This is a genomic window from Helicobacter pylori Shi112 (assembly GCF_000277405.1).
Lineage (GTDB): Bacteria > Campylobacterota > Campylobacteria > Campylobacterales > Helicobacteraceae > Helicobacter > Helicobacter pylori_C.
This window is the reverse complement of record NC_017741.1, coordinates 46,580-64,304: the sequence shown is the minus strand read 5'-3', so window position 1 is coordinate 64,304 and position 17,725 is coordinate 46,580. Positions and strand designations below refer to the sequence as shown.

Genomic DNA, 17,725 nt, shown 5'->3' with positions numbered 1-17,725 from the left:
CCCTTTTTTTGACCCTATAAGCTGAAGGGCCTGAATTCAGCATGGCTGTCTTTAGAGGTGTTTATCAGGTGCGCGTTGAGTTTGTTTGTTAATAAAGGTAAATCTTTTCTGATAGCGTTTAAATTTTCCCCATTGCACACAAAGGCCAGGCGTTGTTTGAAGTGGTTGTTTAACAATTCTTTTAACTTGTCAAGATTGTGATTAACATTAATTTGTTTGAGGTCATGCACAAAGATGATGCAATACTGCTCGTTGTCTGTGGCTTTTTCTAAAAACGATCTTAATTTTTCCACCCCTATTTTGTCATGCAACTCTTTGGCTTCATTCAAATTGTCTATCATCAGCACGCTATTAGGGTTCATGGCGGTGTCTAAAACGCTCATTAAAGGGCTTTGCATGGGCGTGATGTGGTGTTTTTCCAACTCATCAAGTTCTCTCGCAAGGCGTTTTTCAGCGTTATAAAAGAGCAACTCTTTGTTGGCAGTCTTGAAATTTTGAGCGAAGAGCTTCATCAAAGCGATGCGAGAGCTCAAATCTTGGCTCACCACCAACAAATGCGATTCGCTATTTTCAAACTCAACTATCAAGTCCTTTTGCTCATAATCCACTTTTTTGCCCAGATGCAAACGCATTTCATTAGCTTTAAGGGTGTCGGGCATTTTTAAAGGCGTTTCGCCATTATAGATTCTATGCTCTATGGGTGCGAGATTTCTTTGGTTAAATTCTTTATGGATTTTTTTGATGAAAGGCGTGAAATCATCAGGGGCTTTAGGGATACTCATCTTGGTGTGGTATTTTTTATGCCCCCCATTGTTATTGAAAATGCCTTCTGGCCTGACAAGCTCACAAGCCACATCATCACTCAAAATACTATCGCTGTCTTCTGCATCCATAGGCAAAGCGATGCGGTTGGCGATTTGAGACATAAGGCTTGTAATGCCAGAGCTGCGCATGGTTTGAGTGCCTAAAATTAAATGCACGCCATAGCTACGGCCTTTTTTGAGAATGGTGGTTAAATACGCTTCCACTCTCTCTTTTTCTTTAGTGGTGCTGTCGCTAAAAAGCACCTGAAATCCATCAATCACCACGATCAGTCTGGGCATTTCGCCATGCTCTCGGTAAGCGCTCAAGTCTTTCACATTAAACTGCTTGAACCGTTCGCCTCTTTTTTTCATTTCTTTATCAAGCCAGCTTAAAAAACTAACGCCAAAACCTACCGAACTCGCCACGCCCACCAGCCTCGCATGCTCTAAAATTGTCGGATTTGTGTATGCGTTAAATTCCACCCCCTCTTTATAGTCTAATAAAAAGAGTTGGACTTCATTAGGCGCGTAGTAGAAAGCCAGATTTTGGATCAACCCATGCAAGAAATTGGATTTCCCGCTCCCGCTGCGCCCGCAAATGAGCGTGTGGTTTTGCGCTTCACCGATCTCAAAACACACCTCTTTGTGGTTAATATCTCACCCCACCGGCACAGACACTTTAGACTGAGAGCTTTTAGTCCAAAATTCTTGCTCTCTTTGTAAGTCTTTCAACTCCCTTTTAACTGCTTTCTTTTGCTCGTAATACGCTTTAATTTTAGTAGCGAAGTCTTTCATGTGCCTAGATTGGATACCATGATCATTGATCACTTCCACATTAAGGTATTTTAAGCGCTCAAAACTTGTCCTGTCTTTAAAAAACTCCGCATAGCGTTTCAAATCTTCTGCGGATTTATTACTTTCGCTCTCCAAATTGACAAAGCTCAAAACCCCATTTTTAGAGCCAAAACGCATGATTTTTTCCAGATAATAAAGCGCATCGCTACTCAAAGCATCAACCCCACTTAAAAAAAGCGCTTTTAAAGGCAATTTGTCCTCTTTGTCTTCATTATAATGCGCGAAATCTTTATAACCGGCTAGTTTTTGTTGCAAATTGACCTTTAAATATTCATACAAATGCTTTAGAGCTTCTTCTGTTTCGTTGCTTTCGGTTAAAATCCTTTGCTGGTAAATAAAATCATTGCCCTTGTCCAAAAGCCGTCGCGCCAGGTTGAAAATACCCCCTAGGCTCAGCGCATCAACTAAGATCACTTCTAATTGCACTAAAGGCGTGCTAGATAGCAAACGCATGAGCATTTCTCTTAAAAACTGCCCGTCTTTTTCATGCTCTATATACAAGCTTTTAGGGGGGAAAGGATAAACTTTAGGCAAGCAAAAATCCATATTAGCGCCATTTTTGCCTTTAATTTCCAATAAACCACAGCTTAAAAATTGGGGGTAAGCTTTCATTTCATTGAATTGCGGCGCGTCTGTGAATTGCGCTTGGATTTGCCTGATATTCTTTTGATATTCCTCTATTTCTGAAACGATCGGCTTGAGAAAACTCTCTGGTTCTTTTTGATGGACAACTTTATCTAGGGCATCATCCAGTTTTTGCAACAAGGTATTGATTCCAATCATTCTTTATCCTTAGATTTTAAGTATTCATCATAGCGTCTATTGGCTTCTTTTTCATGCTCTTTAGCTTCACGCATAAGCTTATCAATTTCGCTCTGTGAGTGGAAATTCATATCAATTTTCTTCATCAAACTCTTGGCTTCTTCAATTTGCTCATCAATTCTTCTTCTTTGGTATTGCGTGTCTTGCTCTAAATTTTCTAAATCATGCGCGATTTTTAACATGTCTTCTAACACCTCATCTCTGAGCTTCTGCCCTAAATCATCTTGCATGGCATTTTCTGCAAAATCATCGCAAATCTTTCTTAATTCAAGGGTGCAACCCTCCAAATAAACTTTATGAGAAAACATTTTAACCCCTTGATTCTAGTTTTTTTAAAAACATTTTAAGGTGCAACAGCGCATGTTTTGAGCCATCATCAGTGTCTAAAAACAGCGCCACACCACTAGCCGTATTCAAAAGATAATACCCCCCATACCCGTCATTAGCGAAAATAATTTCTTCAGGCTTTAACCATTCTTTTAAGCTTTTCATGAAATCAATAAATAAGCCCTTGCCCTCTAAATTGAAGTTCAAAACATGTTTGAATGTGTAAGACTTATTGCCCACCATGAAAGAACGCCATTGGCTAAAACCATAGTTTGATCGTTTGACAAAGTCCTTAAACGCATCGCTCAATCCCATTTTTAATTGATCTTCTAACCCACTCAACGCATTGTCATTGAGCGGCTCTACAAATTCCCAATTCAGTTCTGAGTTTGTAGGAATTGTTTCCATAGTGAGTATCCTTTCGTGCGCTTCACGCCTAATAATAGCTCTTCTCTCACCAACGCCAAATTCCCTAAAACATTCGCATCAAAATGCCACAAATACCCCCTAGGAATGAAACCTTTTGCGATCTGTTCCAACTCTGTCGCATCAAAGCCCAAATCCCTATTTTTAAGCGCGGCTTCTAAAGCCTTTAGGGCATGATGAGCGCATACGGTTTTATCTAAATCCTCTAAAGGCACAATGGCGCTAAAAACGCTCTCAAATTCCGCCAAACGCAACTCATTAAAGCGGACTTCTTCCGGATAAGGGTTTTGCTCATCTATAATAAAGCCCTCTTTTTCTTTTTCCAAAAACTCGCCATAACCCAACGCTTGCTGCTTATAATTTTCATACCGCTCTAAGACGCACACTGTTTTTTGGCTAAAATTTTCTGTAGCGCGCTCTAACTCTGTTTCCAAGTTATTAAAGGCTTCGTTCATGGCGTTCAAATCGTTAGGGGATTCTTTGATTTTTTCTGTAAAATCTTGTAAAGCTTCCTTAAAATTTTTAGCGTAATGCTTTTTGGCTAAATTCAAGCTCTCATCAAAAGAAGGCACGCCTAAAGGACTCGGCATCAAATTCTCTAAATTCTTTTCAAATTCTTGTTCTCTAAAACTTGCCATGCGTTCTAATTCTTCGTTAGAGTTAGCTCCATCTCTAAAGCTTGGCATCAAATCCTCTAAATTCTTTTCAAACTCCTGCCCCCTAAAAGCTATGATGCGATCCAATTCATCGTTAGACAAAGCGTTACGATCAATCTTATCTTTCAAATCCGCATATAAAGAAGCGAGATTTTCCCCCAAAACCCTTTAAGCGCTCATCAGTGCTAACTCTTTCTAGCTCTGTTTTTAAATGGTTAAAGGCTTCGTTCATAGCGTTCAAATCGTTAGGGGATTTTTTGATTTTTTCTGTAAAATCTTGTAAAGCTCCCTTGAAGTTTTTAGCGTAATTCTTTTTGGCTAAATTCAAGCTTTCATCAAAAGAATACGCGCCGCTCATCAAATCCAATTCTTGATCTTTAGGCGCTTTAGCGCGATCTGAGTTAGCGTTAATTCTGTCTTTCAAATCAGCGTATAAAGAAAAGCTAAAATCTTCCCTTAAATCTTTCAAGCGCTCATCAAAAACGCTTTTTTTAGGGTTATAAACAATGCTTTCAAAATCGCCCTCGTTCAAAATTTCCGGGGACGCGATATTGTATTGGTTATCTATCGCTTCACTCGCATGGTTCAAGCGCTTGATAAATTCCTGGTGTTTATCGGTATAAAACCCTAATATCTTTTTAACGCTCTCCCAAGCTCCCTCCACAAGTTTCTTGCTCTCTCTAGCTTGAGTAGAGTAGGTTTCAAGTGCTTGTTCTAGTAATCTTACATTTTTTTCCCATTTTTCTGTGTTTTCTCCCATAAATTTTGAAGCCAATCCAATGGCTGCAACAGCCAAAGCACCAGCAGCTCTAGCAGGAGGATAAACAAATGAGACTGCACCAGTTACAAATTGCAAGCCACTTGTTACCCACCCAAGATTATTTTTATTCTGTTTTGCTTTCCTCAACTCTCTTTTGGCGTTTTCCAATTGGAGTTTAATTTTTTCGCATTCTAATTTGATTTCTCGCGCGTATGCATCAAGGTTTTTGATAAATTGGGCGCATTTTTCTTCTTGCAAGGATCCTTTAAAATCCCTGCATCTTTTAACGATTTGTTTGACTTCTTCTGTGTCCGTTTTCCATTCAGCCATAAATCATCCTTAATAATCTTCTTCTAAAACCCTAATCCTCTCTTTAAGCCATGCGATTTGCTCTTGCGCGGCTTCATCAAACTCGTTGAAAGTGCTTTTCAAGTTGTCTAACACCTCGCTAAATTTGTCTCTCCTAGCGTCTTGCCATGAATCCAAATTATTGAAATGGCTACTCAAGCCATTCACTTCATCATTCAATAACTCTTTAAAGCGTTCTAAATGATTCACAAATTCCCTAACCTCTTCGGTATCCATTTGCACTTTGCTCATCTGTTGTCCTTTCTTTTAAAAATTTTCTTCATTAGAATCAGGCTTTTTATCGCCGCTGATTCTAATGCTTCCACCCCCATAGCTAGGGGGTGTCTGTGCTGGCGTTTCTTTTACTTGGCCTCTTTCTCTTTTGTATTTTTCTTGCTGGCTTTGGTGGTATGTTTTCATGCTGTCTATCACTATTTTTTGATGAGAACTCTCTAAATCAGCGTTGGTGAGCAATTTTTTTGCGCCATTACCCAAGCTATTAGAACGCTTGTCTTCTATTTTGAGCGACAAATTCCAATCCTTAAACCCCTCTAAAGCCTCCACTAAAGCTACCACAAGCTTCCTGTCCCAGATGGAATTTTTCAGCTCCTTGCACAAGGAAAAGATCTCGTGCGCGGATGGCTTGTCATACAAAAACAAAAGGTCTAAGCTTTCTAAAAATTCCAAATTGCAACGCTCTTTAAAATGTTTCAAAAAGCCCTCTTTTAAAGGCACAAAGCCTTCAAAGATAGGGATTAGCCCCTTATCTTGTTTAAACGCCATGACTTTTTCTTCAATCACGACAAACGCATACGCGTTCTTAGTTATCATAGTTTTTCTACCTCGCTTTCATAGATTAATTGGTCGTCTTTAAACAGCCCCACTTTAATGCTTTGTGAATCCACGCAACACACCTTCACATCCACTTCTTCATGCTCTTCTAACGCTATAAAAGTAAGTTGCGTGTCGTGAATGCTTAAAGCGTTGGTGTTGGCTAGAGCTTTATCGCTGTAGCGTATCTCTAACCCATCAAAGCCTCCCCATTCCTCTTTAGTTTGGAAGATCTGGTATTCATTAGGCTTTAAAGAATCCCGACTGATTTTAGCGTGGAATTTCCCTTCTTTTTCAACGCCCAAATCGTATTTAAACACAGGGTTGGCGTCTATAGAGGGCATTTCAATCCCGCCTGCTTTGTTCCTGCTCTCTAAAAGCCCAAAAGCCACACCGGTTTTGCAACTGGGCTTCACATAACCCCCCCAAGCCTCAACAGCATCTTTTCCTGTAAGCTCTGAAATCTGTTTGTCTGACGCTTCTGTGCCTAGCGGCTCATAAAGAATGAATGTGAAATCATCTTTAGAAGTCCTTTGCTTGTAAGCTTTGAGCTCCTTTTCTTTGGCGTTTTCAAACGCTTGTTTGACCAGCACCGATTTGCTCGCATTCCCTCCTAAGAAAATATGAAACGCCCGACACTGATTGTCAATATTTTCAGCCATCACTTTAGAAAATTCTGCAAAGAAGTTGGCAACGCCTTCATCTATCTTGCTTTTTAAAAGGTTTAAAAGCTCTTTATAATCCATTTTGAGTTCGATTTCTGGCATATCGTTCCCATTCCTATCAAACAGCGTGATTTTAGAACCCTTTTCAAAGCCTTTTATCTCAAACTCTTCATTTTCTTCTATCGCTTCTAGGCTATGAGCGTCTAAATTTTCTAAAAAAGGGCGTAATTCAGAAGCAATCGTTTGCAAATTCAAGCGCGCTTCTCTGGATTTTTGCATAAAAGATCCAAAGCGTCATCAATTCCGTCATAGTTGGGTTTAGCGATGACAATGTCTTTTTCTTTCAGCGTTTGAAAATTTTGGCCATACGCTTCAAAAGCCAACAATTCCAATAAATTTTCACCGCCTAAATACTTATCCCCTCCACTGCTAAAATGCGTCATTTTGTAAGCGAATTTAGAGTTAGCGCTTTTTTCCCATTTGCCAAAGTCAAAATCCGTCGTCCCGCCCCCAAAATCAAACACCCCGTAATAAATGGGTTTGTCTAATTTTGCTGTTTTATCAAACCCATAGCTTTTTAAAGCGCTAATGGCATACGCGCTAGGCTCGCTCGCTCTCAATTCCACTTTGAACATTTTAGCCGTTTTGTCATCGTCAAAAACATGCCTGGGTAAGGATTTTCTCAAGCCTTTTTCAAAACTCTCTCTGATTTTTTCAGCCTGATGCTTTTCATACTTGATGGGATAGGATAAAAAGTATTTCAAAAACACGCCATTATGCATGTTGTTGATGCAACGGCCAATATAGTAAGCATAGATTTCTATGGGGTTAAAATCCGTGCAGTGAGCAAAGCTTTCTAAAGAAAAATCCTCCTTAAAATCCCTAAAATTCTGTTTTTCATCCGCTCCAGCCCATTGCTTCAATTTAGAAAAAAACCGATACAAATCATTACCCTTAGTCTCAGGTCTTGTAAATTCCTTCTGGGCTTCATACGCCACTTGCATATCGTTACATTCTGTGAAAGGGCGGTGGTCTAAAGCGTTGTAAGCTTTAAGAAACTTTTCTTTGTGTCTGAACTCTACTATCGTGGGGTTTTCATCCTTTTTTGGGTCATCTGCATCTACATCCCCACCAATAGAGAGCAAGCAGTATCTTCCGTTCTTATTCATATAGATTGCAGTCGTGCTTTTAGTCCCAAAGTCAATAGCGACAATGCCAGTCTTATCTAAATCTTTCAAACTTGAACGGGCATAGAAATTCTCTTCTTTGCCGTTATGATTTTTGGGTAAATTATCAAACCTAAAGGTTACGCTTTCTTTAGATGGGCTAGGCACCTTTAAATCCCAATGCCCTCCATCTAAATCAAGCAGTTGGCTTTGACTATAACTCTTAAGCCATACCGCTTTATTATCCACATTGAGCATCACATTTTTAAACGCTTCAAAATCCACATCCACATCGCTATAAGAAACGATTTCTAAGGTTTTTTCTACAAGCTCATTAGTGATCTTTTCAGCTTGCGCTAAATCCTCTATGAATTTTTGATTCTCATCAGAAAGATACCTTAAAGAAGCCTCATTATTAACAATCGCATGAAGCACTCTCAGCGCTTGCTTGAACTTGATTTTATCTTCTTCTGACACTTCTTTTTTGAAGTTAATCGGGCTTTCTTCATTGAATGCGGGTTTATCTTTTAAAGACAGCTTGCACAAAATCTCTACTAACGGGTAGCCAATAGGCAGTCTTAAACTTTGTAAGGGTGTTACCATGAATTTCTCCTTTATTGTGGTTTTGGTTGTTTTGAGAGTTGCTCTTTCAAGCCATCAACCCTCTCTTTGAGCGCTATATTCTCTTCTTCTAATTTTCTGTTTTGGCGCTTTAAATCCTCTATCGCGCTTTTAAAACGCCTGTTTTGCAAGTCCAGTTCGCTTTTGTCTGTGGCTTCTAAGCTCTTCAGGCGTGCCATTTCTCGCTCCAGCTCGGTATTTTCTTTGGCTATTTTTTCTCTAGCTTGCAACAATTGATTCTTAGAATTTTCTAAATTTTTTTGAGCGCTTTCTAACTTTTTGAGTTTGTCGGTTAGTTGTTGGTTGTCTTTTTCTAAATTAGCGCATAATTCTTTTTCGTATTTTAGGCTATCTTGCTCTTTAGTGAGTGCGATAACTTGGTGGTTGAGCTTGTCGTTTTCTTTTTTTAGCTCGGCGTTTGCTTTAGTTAGATTGTCTTTTTCTGTAGTCAGCTTTTGATTCTTTTCAGTGAGTTCTGCTTTCTCTTTAGTTAGATTGTCTTTATCTTTTAGTAACTCATCTTTTTCCTTTTCTAAAACTTGATGAGCGTTTTTTAACTCATTCACTTGCATTTGCGATGCATTAAGCTGATTGTTTAGATTGTCTTTGTCTGTTTTCAGCTCGGTGTTTTCTTTAATTAGATTGTCTTTTTCTCTTAACAATTCGGTATTTTCTTTAGTCAGCTGTTCTTTTGATGCTAATAAGCGTGTGTTTTCATTAATTAGATTTTCGTTTTCATCTTCTAACTCACTGATGCGAGCTTCTAATTCTTCCCTCACTTGATAGAAGCCAAAGCATTTTTCAATAAATGTTCCCATTTTATGATCCCATATCCACGATAGTGTAATGTGTCGTTTTTTTGTCGTATGTGTAGCCTATTAAGACCACTCTTTGCATCTTTCCGGAAGTGTTTTGCTCTGGGTATAGCTTTTTGCATGTAGGGTCATAAGCGCTTGGCTCTTTCAAACGCTCAAATTTATTATCCTTAACATATTCAAAAAGCAAATCAAACAATTCGGCTAATTTTTCGCCCTTATCGCTTTTCCTATCGCTTAATTCTTGGCTCGCTTTGTTATAAAGGCTTTCTAAATAGTATTTGCTGTCGCTAAGAACCGATGCGATCAAATCCATTGCGCTATGGGTTTTTTCCACAAAATTAAAATTCAAGCACCCTTTGACTTCCAAAAAGACTTCATAGAGTTTTTCTAATTTTTTGTATGGAGCGTGTTTTTGCTCTAACTTGTCTTTTTCTTGGTTCGCTTGGATCGCTTGGATTTTTGCATTTGATAGATCTGTAGTTAGATTGTCTTTTTCTGTGGTTAGCTTTTGATTTTTTTCAGTCAGTTCTGTTTTTTCTTTAGTTAGATTTTGATTTTCTTTTGATAAATCGGTGATCTTGTTATCTAGATCAGTGTTTTCATTTTTTAAAACTTGCTGAGATTGTTCTAACGATTTTATTTGCCCTTTTAATAAGCCAACTTGATCATCTAGCTCTTTATTTTTTTCAGTCAGTTCTGTTTTTTCTTTAGTCAGCCGTTCTTTTTCTGTTTTCAGCTCGGCGTTTGCTTTAGTTAGATTGTCTTTTTCTGTTTTCAGCTCGGCTTTTTCATTTTCTAAAACTTGCTGAGAGTTTTTTAACGCATTCACTTGCTTTTGTGATGCATCAAGCTGATTGTTTAGATTTTCTTTTTCTGTTTTCAGATTGGCGTTTTCATTTTTTAGTTTGGTGTTTTCTTCTTTTAATTTGTTGATTTCTTCTTTAACTCCTTTAAGCGCTTCTTCTTTTTTTTGAGGGTCTTTTGAGTTTTCTTGGGTGTCGTTAGAAGATTCTCTAAAAGAGGATTTTATGGAATGAGAGATTATGATAAGGGGTTCAAGGCCTTCTAATTTGTCTTCTAATTTTTTAAAGCGATCTGTTAGATCTTTAAGAGATTTTAAAAGCTCTTCATTATTTAAAGATTCTTCATTATTGGGGAGGGGGGGTGGAAGCAGTCGTGCTTGAAATATTCGTATTTTTTTCTGTATTCGTATTTTCTACACTATGAGCACCACTCATAAGAATATCTCCTTTTATCTTATATCAGTGTTAAAAAGATTGTTAAAAGATTGTTATTGTAATTTGAGAAAACTTAAAATGAGCTTTATATCCCCCCCTTTTTGCCCCCTCTTTATAAACCCCTAGACCCCTAGAATGTAGAATCCCAGTGGTTTAAATTAGAAGAATAAGGGTCAAAAAAGCCCTTAGGCGTGTATTGCACTTCTTTTTTTGTAGAAGCGTCTTTTAGAGAATGGTCTTTAGGAAGACAAGCAAAACGCTGAGCATCAAAGCTAGAGCAACCGCTCAATAACAACGCACCGAGTGTGCCAATCATAATACCATTTTTGATTGTTTTCATTTTATATCCTTTGTTTTGTAAAATTTTTTATAAATCCGTTTAATTTAAAATCGTTTAATTGAATAAGCTAAACTTTAAATTAGACGATGCGAATGTTATAATTTATTATTAAACGAAAAGTAAATGAAGATACAAACAATACAAATTATCACTCAAACTCTTATCATTGTGTAAAAATGCGTGATAAACTCAAAAAGATCGGAATGAGAATTAATTACCACTGGAACAAAATTTAAAATTAAAAAACATTATCAACCCATAAGACTTAAAGCCGCCCGCTTAAAACATGCTACAATCAAGCCAAATTCTTAAATAAAAGGTAAGCTCATGCAAAAAATCATTGACGATTCATTAGAATTAGCCAAAAAACTGCAAGATAGTATCAGTAACCATTTGAGCGAGCAAGAAAAAGCGTTCCACTCTAAAATGCAAAAGCTTTTAAATAACCCTGAAAACAAAGTCATGCTCATAGAGCTTATGGATCGGAGTTTTAGATGCCTGGACAATAAAGCCCGCTTTGAAATGATTGAGCATGTTTTAGACAAATACAAAAGCCGTGAGATTTTTTCTTCATTTGAAAAATTGCTTTTAATGGGGTTTTTAAGCTTTGGGAAAATGCTCCCTGATATGAGCGTGCCTTTCTTTGTCAATAAAATCAGAAGCGACACGAAAGCGATGGTCTTGGATCAAGAAGAGAGCCAATTAAAAGAGCGGATTTTAAAAAGAAAAAATGAAAAAATCATTTTGAATGTGAATTTTATTGGCGAAGAGGTTTTAGGCGAAGAAGAAGCTAGTGCGCGTTTTGAAAAATACTCTCAAGCCCTAAAATCCAACTACATTCAATACATTTCCATTAAAATCACAACGATTTTTTCTCAAATCAATATCCTTGATTTTGAATATTCTAAAAAAGAGATTGTCAAACGCCTAGACGCTCTTTATGCCCTAGCTTTAGAAGAAGAAAAAAAGCAAGGCATGCCTAAATTTATTAATTTGGATATGGAGGAATTTAGGGATTTAGAGCTCACGGTGGAGTCTTTTATGGAATCCATCGCTAAATTTGATTTGAACGCTGGCATTGTGTTGCAAGCCTATATCCCGGATTCTTATGAATATTTAAAAAAACTGCACGCTTTTTCTAAAGAAAGGGTTTTAAAAGGGTTAAAGCCCATTAAAATCCGCTTTGTTAAGGGAGCGAACATGGAGAGCGAAGAGACTATCGCTTCCGTGAAAGACTGGGCGTTACCCACATTTTCCAATAAGCAAGACACCGATTCTAATTACAATAAAATGCTGGATTTTGTTTTAGAGGGCGATAATTATAAATACATTCATATTGGTGCAGCAAGCCATAATATTTTTGAAATCGCTTATGTTTATACGCGCATCCATGCCCTTAATGACCCTGTTGTGTTAGAGCATTTTAGCTTTGAAATGCTAGAGGGCATGAGTTTGCAAGCGAGCCAGGAACTAAAAGAGATGCACAAACTCATTCTTTATGCACCGGTGTGCGATGAAGCGCATTTTAACAACGCGATCGCTTACTTGGTGAGGAGGTTAGATGAAAACACCTCAAGCGATAATTTCATGAAGGCTTTCTTTAACCTCAAAGTAGGCACGAGCGAATGGGAAGATCAAGAGCAACGCTTTTTAAACAGCCTTAAAGGAATCGCTACTTTAGACAATGCCACCCACAGGACTCAAGATAGAAACGCCAAACAAAGCGGGCATACCACCTACCCAAACCACTCCTTTAAAAACGAAAGCGATACCGATTTTATTTTAAAAGCCAACCGAGAATGGGCTAAAAAAGTGCGCGAAAAAATGCATAACGCCCCTATTTTAGAGCTTTACCCAGAAATGGATGGGAGGTTTGAAGATCCTAATTTAACCCCTTTAGAAGTCTTTGATAAAATCCATCATAAAAAAATCGCTAGCGTGCATTTAGCGGATAGGGAAGCGATTTTAAAAGCCCTAGAAGTGGCTAAAAGCGATAAGAACCGTTTCAGCCAAAAAAGCTTTACAGAAATCCATGCCTTAATGAGTCAAACCGCCCAAATTTTTAGAGAAAGGCGAGGCGATTTGATAGGGATTTCGGCTTTAGAAGTGGGTAAGACTTTCGCTGAAACGGACGCTGAAGTGAGCGAAGCCATTGACTTTTTAGAGTTTTACCCTTACAGCTTAAGGGTGTTGCAAGAGCAAAATAAAAAAACGAAATTCACCCCCAAAGGCGTGGGTGTGGTCATTGCCCCATGGAATTTCCCTGTGGGCATTTCTGTAGGCACTATCGCTGCCCCCCTAGCCGCTGGCAATCGGGTGATTTACAAGCCCTCAAGTTTGTCTAGCGTAACGGGTTATAAGCTTTGTGAGTGCTTTTGGGATGCGGGCGTGCCTAGAGATGCACTCATTTACTTGCCCTCTAAAGGGAGCGATATTAGCGAGCATCTTTTAAAAGATGAAAGCATCAAGTTTGCCATTTTAACAGGGGGCGAAGACACCGCTTATAAAATGCTAGAAGCTAACCCCACTTTAGCCTTGAGCGCTGAAACAGGCGGTAAAAACGCCACTATTGTGAGCAAAATGGCAGACAGAGATCAAGCGATTAAGAATGTTATCCATTCAGCTTTTAGCAATTCGGGGCAAAAATGCTCCGCCACTTCGCTTTTAGTGTTGGAAAAAGAAGTCTATGAAGATGAGAACTTTAAAAAGACTCTAATAGATGCGACTCTAAGCCTTAGCGTGGGCGATCCTTTTGATTTCAAAAACAAAATCGGCACTCTAGCGGACAAGCCTAATGAAAAGGTCATTAAAGCCATAGACGAATTGAAAAGCTATGAAAATTACGAAATCCCGGTAAGCTTTGTCAATGATAACCCCTATTTGATGAAGCCAAGCATCAAATACGGCACTAAAAAAGGCGATTTCACGCACCAAACTGAGCTTTTTACGCCCATTTTATCCGTGATGAAAGCGCAAGATTTAGACGAAGCGATAGACATAGTCAATTCTACCGGTTACGGGCTGACGAGTGCGTTAGAGTCTTTGGACGAAAGGGAGTGGGAATATTATCTAAAACGCATTGAAGCCGGTAATATCTATATCAACAAGCCCACCACAGGAGCGATTGTCTTACGCCAGCCTTTTGGGGGGGTTAAAAAATCCGCTGTGGGGTTTGGGAGAAAGGTGGGCATTTTTAACTATATCACGCAATTTGTGAATATCCACCAAGAAGAAGAAGATGAAAACGCCCTAAAAAACCCCTTGAGCGAAGCTTTAGAGGGCTTGACTCAAAAAGGCTATGATGAGCATACGCATGAGTTGAGGCGCGCGATTTTTATGGCAAAGAGTTACGCTTATCATTACAAGCATGAATTCAGCCAAGCTAAAGACTATGTCAAAATCAGAGGCGAAGACAACCTTTTTTCCTACACTAAAGTTAAAAGCGTGGGCTATCGCATCACCGAAAAGGACACCTTAAGCGATATGTTAGGCGTTGCTTTAGCATGTTTAATTTCTCAAATCCCTTTAACGCTCAGCATAGAAAACGAACGAGCGAACAAAGATTTATCATTTTTCTTAGAATGCTTAAAAGCGCTCCGAGCAAACGCCCCCATTGTTTATGAAAGCTTGCAAAAATTTAGCGAGAAATTGAACGCTTTCAATCGTGTCCGTTATTTAAAAAGCGATTTGGATTTATTGCACGAACAAGCAAGCGCCTTAGGGATTGTTTTAGCCACGGCTAAACCCTGCCTAAACGGGCGTTTTGAATTGCTGTATTACCACTTAGAGCGATCGGTTAGCATCTCTTATCATCGTTACGGGAATTTAGGCTCAAGGGTTTTAAGGCAACCAACTTGCCACAAATCATGTTGTGCTGAAAAATAAATATTGTATTAAATAAGGAGATTAAAATGGGACATGTTGTTTTAAGCACCCCTATTGTTACGATGTTTGTCGCTTATTCGCTGTTAATGCTCTATATTGGTTTTTATTTTTACAGACAGAATGAAACGACTGCAGATTATTTCTTAGGCGATCGTTCCATGGGCCCTATCATTAGCGCTTTGAGCGCGGGGGCGAGCGATATGAGCGGGTGGCTTTTAATGGGATTGCCTGGAGCTTTATATGTGGGGGGCTTAATCAACTCACACATCGCCATAGGGTTGAGTTTGGGCGCGCTCATTAACTGGGTTTTTGTGGCTAAACGCTTACGCATTTATACGAGCGTGATCGCTAATTCTATTACCATTTCAGATTATTTTGAAACGCGCTTTAGCGATGACAAACACATCTTGCGCTTGATTTCAGCTTTTGTGATTTTGATCTTTTTTATTTTTTACATTTCTTCAGGGCTGGTGAGCGGGGCTAAACTCTTTGAAGCGACCTTTGGCATTCAATACACCTACGCTTTAAGCATTGGCACGCTGATTATTGTTTCTTACACCTTTTTAGGGGGGTATAAGGCGGTGTGCTGGACGGATTTGATTCAAGGGCTTTTGATGATGAGCGCTTTAATCGTGGTGCCGATCGTTATGATAATCCATCTTGGAGGGATTGGAGAAGGGATTAAGATCATTAGAGAAATCAAGCCTGAAAACCTTTCTTTCTTGCAAGGCTCTAGCATGGTCGCCATTATTTCAAGCCTTGCTTGGGGGTTAGGCTATTTTGGGCAACCCCATATTTTAGTGCGTTTCATGTCTATCCGCTCCATTAAAGATGTCCCTAAAGCGACCACTATTGGGATTTCTTGGATGGTTATTTCTTTAATTGGGGCATGCGTTATGGGGCTTTTAGGCGTTGCTTATGCGCATAAATTTGATTTGAGTTTAGAAGACCCTGAAAAGATTTTCATTGTGATGAGTCAATTGCTCTTTAACCCTTGGATCACAGGCATTTTATTGAGCGCGATTTTAGCGGCGGTGATGAGCACGGCCAGTTCGCAACTGCTTGTAAGCTCTTCTACTATTGCTGAAGACTTCTATGCGACGATTTTCAATAAAGACGCTCCGCAAAAATTAGTGATGGTTATTTCTAGGCTTTCGGTTTTAGGGGTGGCTTGCATCGCTTTTTTCATTTCAACGGATAGAAACGCTAGTATTCTCAGCATCGTGAGTTACGCATGGGCTGGCTTTGGCGCGAGCTTTGGCTCTGTGATTTTGTTTTCACTTTTTTGGTCAAGAATGACGCGCATTGGCGCGATTGCTGGCATGCTCTCTGGGGCTAGCACGGTGATTTTATACGATAAATTTGGCAAAAGCTTTTTGGATATTTATGAAATCGTTCCGGGCTTTATTGTAGCGAGCATCGCTATTGTTGTGTTTAGTTTGTTTTCTAGCGTGCGAGCAGGCACTAAAGAGGCTTTTGAAACCATGCTTAAAGAAATTAAAGAAATTGAAAGCTTGAAATATTAATGCTTCAAATGAGTTTGGTTTAATCTTTAATTAAAGAAAAAGTCATCAAACTAGCCCAAACATTAAAAATCAACATGATCATTGGCGGGCCTCCCTGTCAAGGCTTTTCTAATAAAGGGAAAAATTTAGGGCTAAAAGACCCTAGGAATTTTTTATTCTTAGAATATATAGAGATAGTAAAAGCCTTAAAGCCAGAAATTTTTATCATTGAAAATGTGAAAAACCTCATCTCTTGCGCTAAGGGCTATTTTTTGGAAGAAATTAAAGAAAGATTGAACGCTTTAGGGTATCAATTAAGCTATCAGATCCTAAACGCTAAAGATTATGGTGTGCCTCAAAACAGAGAGAGGGCCTTTATTGTGGGGGCTAGTCGTTTTAGTTTTGATTTTAATCTTTTAGAGCCTTCTCAAAGCGTGAATGTTCAAGATGCGATAAGCGATTTAGCCTATCTTTGTTCTAATGAGGGGGCGTTTGAGAGCGATTATTTAAACCCTATCCAATCAAGCTATCAAGCCTTGATGCGAAAGGATAGCCCCAAACTCTACAACCATCAAGCCACCAACCACTCGCAAGCCGCTTTAGAGAAATTAAAGCTCATTAACAAAGAACAAGGTAAAGAATGCTTGCCTAAAAACTTGCATGGCAAACAGCAATTCAAAAGCACATGGGGGCGTTTGAATTGGAATAAAGTAAGCCCCACCATAGACACACGATTTGACACTCCAAGCAACGGCACCAATTCCCACCCTGAATTGCACCGCTCCATCACGCCCAGAGAAGCCGCCAGGATACAAAGTTTTAGCGATAATTATATCTTTTATGGCAATAAAACGAGCGTTTGTAAGCAAATCGGTAACGCTGTGCCTCCTCTTCTAGCCCTAGCCTTAGGCAAAGCGATCTTAAAAAGCTTAAGAAAATGATACAAATTCATCACGCTAACGCTTTTGAAATCATCAAAGACTTTTACCAGCAAAATTTAAAAGTGGATGCGATCATCACAGACCCTCCTTATAACATTTCGGTTAAAAACAATTTTTCCACCCTAAAGAGCGCTAAAAGGCAAGGCATAGATTTTGGGGAATGGGATAAAAATTTCAGGCTTTTAGAATGGATCAAGCGCTACGCCCCCTTAGTCAATCCAAACGGCTGCATGGTTATTTTTTGCTCTTACAGGTTTATAAGCTATATCGTTGATTTTTTAGAAGAAAACGGCTTTGTGGTCAAAGACTTTATCCAATGGGTTAAAAATAATCCCATGCCAAGAAACATTAACCGGCGCTATGTCCAAGACACGGAATTTGCCCTGTGGGCGGTTAAAAAGAAAGCTAAATGGGTGTTTAACAAGCCAAAAAATGAAAAATATTTACGGCCCTTGATTTTAAAAAGCCCTGTGGTTGGCGGGCTTGAAAGAGTTAAACACCCCACGCAAAAAAGCCTAGCCTTAATGGAAAAAATCATTTCCATCCACACAAACCCTAATGACATCGTGCTAGATCCATTTATGGGGAGCGGCACCACCGGCTTAGCATGCAAGCACTTGAAACGAAATTTTATCGGTATAGAATCAGAAAGAGAATATTTTCAAATCGCCAAAAAGCGTTTGAATCTGTTTTAAAAACGCTATTTGAATGAGATTGT

The 17,725-nt window shown here is 39.0% G+C and carries 10 protein-coding genes and 4 pseudogenes; 4 read left to right on the top strand and 10 right to left on the bottom strand.

The features are described 5' to 3' along the window. Positions 1 to 14: 14 nt before the first annotated feature. The 10 genes and pseudogenes from HPSH112_RS00330 to HPSH112_RS00280 form a co-directional block, all read right to left on the bottom strand. Positions 15 to 2,441, bottom strand: a pseudogene (locus tag HPSH112_RS00330) (FtsK/SpoIIIE domain-containing protein). Further along, entirely contained in the window at positions 2,438 to 2,788 is a 351-nt protein-coding gene (locus tag HPSH112_RS00325; protein WP_000491338.1) for a hypothetical protein, read from the bottom strand. Before HPSH112_RS00325 ends, HPSH112_RS00330 begins: the two are co-directional and overlap by 4 nt. Position 2,789: 1 nt before the next feature. Beyond that, on the bottom strand, positions 2,790 to 3,215 hold the full coding sequence (locus HPSH112_RS00320; RefSeq protein ID WP_000447915.1) for an SMI1/KNR4 family protein: 426 nt from the start codon (positions 3,213 to 3,215) through the stop codon (positions 2,790 to 2,792). Beyond that, a pseudogene (locus HPSH112_RS08135) lies at positions 3,185 to 4,979 on the bottom strand (HNH endonuclease). Before HPSH112_RS08135 ends, HPSH112_RS00320 begins: the two are co-directional and overlap by 31 nt. A gap of 9 nt (positions 4,980 to 4,988) precedes the next feature. After that, positions 4,989 to 5,249, bottom strand: a complete 261-nt coding sequence (locus tag HPSH112_RS00305) for a WXG100 family type VII secretion target (protein WP_000049126.1) — start codon at positions 5,247 to 5,249, stop codon at positions 4,989 to 4,991. 15 nt (positions 5,250 to 5,264) lie between these two features. Beyond that, a complete protein-coding gene (locus HPSH112_RS00300) occupies positions 5,265 to 5,828 on the bottom strand; it encodes a hypothetical protein (RefSeq protein WP_000628956.1) in 564 nt (187 codons plus the stop codon). Beyond that, a pseudogene (locus HPSH112_RS00295) lies at positions 5,825 to 8,262 on the bottom strand (hypothetical protein). The gene HPSH112_RS00300 and the pseudogene HPSH112_RS00295 overlap by 4 nt, the downstream one beginning before the upstream one ends. An 11-nt stretch (positions 8,263 to 8,273) precedes the next feature. Continuing rightward, complete coding sequence (locus tag HPSH112_RS00290) at positions 8,274 to 9,098, bottom strand: coiled-coil domain-containing protein (RefSeq protein WP_000536429.1); 825 nt, start codon at positions 9,096 to 9,098, stop codon at positions 8,274 to 8,276. A gap of 1 nt (position 9,099) precedes the next feature. After that, positions 9,100 to 9,927 (bottom strand): hypothetical protein, encoded by an 828-nt coding sequence (locus HPSH112_RS00285; protein WP_000992785.1) that lies wholly within the window; start codon positions 9,925 to 9,927, stop codon positions 9,100 to 9,102. 539 nt (positions 9,928 to 10,466) lie between these two features. Beyond that, positions 10,467 to 10,676, bottom strand: coding sequence for a hypothetical protein (locus HPSH112_RS00280; protein WP_000848994.1), 210 nt, complete (start codon positions 10,674 to 10,676; stop codon positions 10,467 to 10,469). 327 nt (positions 10,677 to 11,003) lie between these two features. On the opposite strand from HPSH112_RS00280, the gene HPSH112_RS00275 reads away from it, so the two are divergent. From HPSH112_RS00275 to HPSH112_RS00260, 4 genes and pseudogenes are all read left to right on the top strand, one after another. After that, positions 11,004 to 14,561 (top strand): bifunctional proline dehydrogenase/L-glutamate gamma-semialdehyde dehydrogenase, encoded by a 3,558-nt coding sequence (locus HPSH112_RS00275; RefSeq protein ID WP_001169360.1) that lies wholly within the window; start codon positions 11,004 to 11,006, stop codon positions 14,559 to 14,561. Between the two features lie 26 nt (positions 14,562 to 14,587). Next, a complete protein-coding gene (gene putP, locus HPSH112_RS00270; RefSeq protein ID WP_000510289.1) occupies positions 14,588 to 16,087 on the top strand; it encodes a sodium/proline symporter PutP in 1,500 nt (499 codons plus the stop codon). Positions 16,088 to 16,116: 29 nt separating this feature from the next. Next, a pseudogene (locus HPSH112_RS00265) lies at positions 16,117 to 17,007 on the top strand (DNA cytosine methyltransferase); the annotation flags it as partial. Then, a complete protein-coding gene (locus HPSH112_RS00260) occupies positions 17,004 to 17,702 on the top strand; it encodes a DNA-methyltransferase (RefSeq protein WP_000614655.1) in 699 nt (232 codons plus the stop codon). The pseudogene HPSH112_RS00265 and the gene HPSH112_RS00260, both read left to right, overlap by 4 nt. Positions 17,703 to 17,725: the final 23 nt, after the last annotated feature.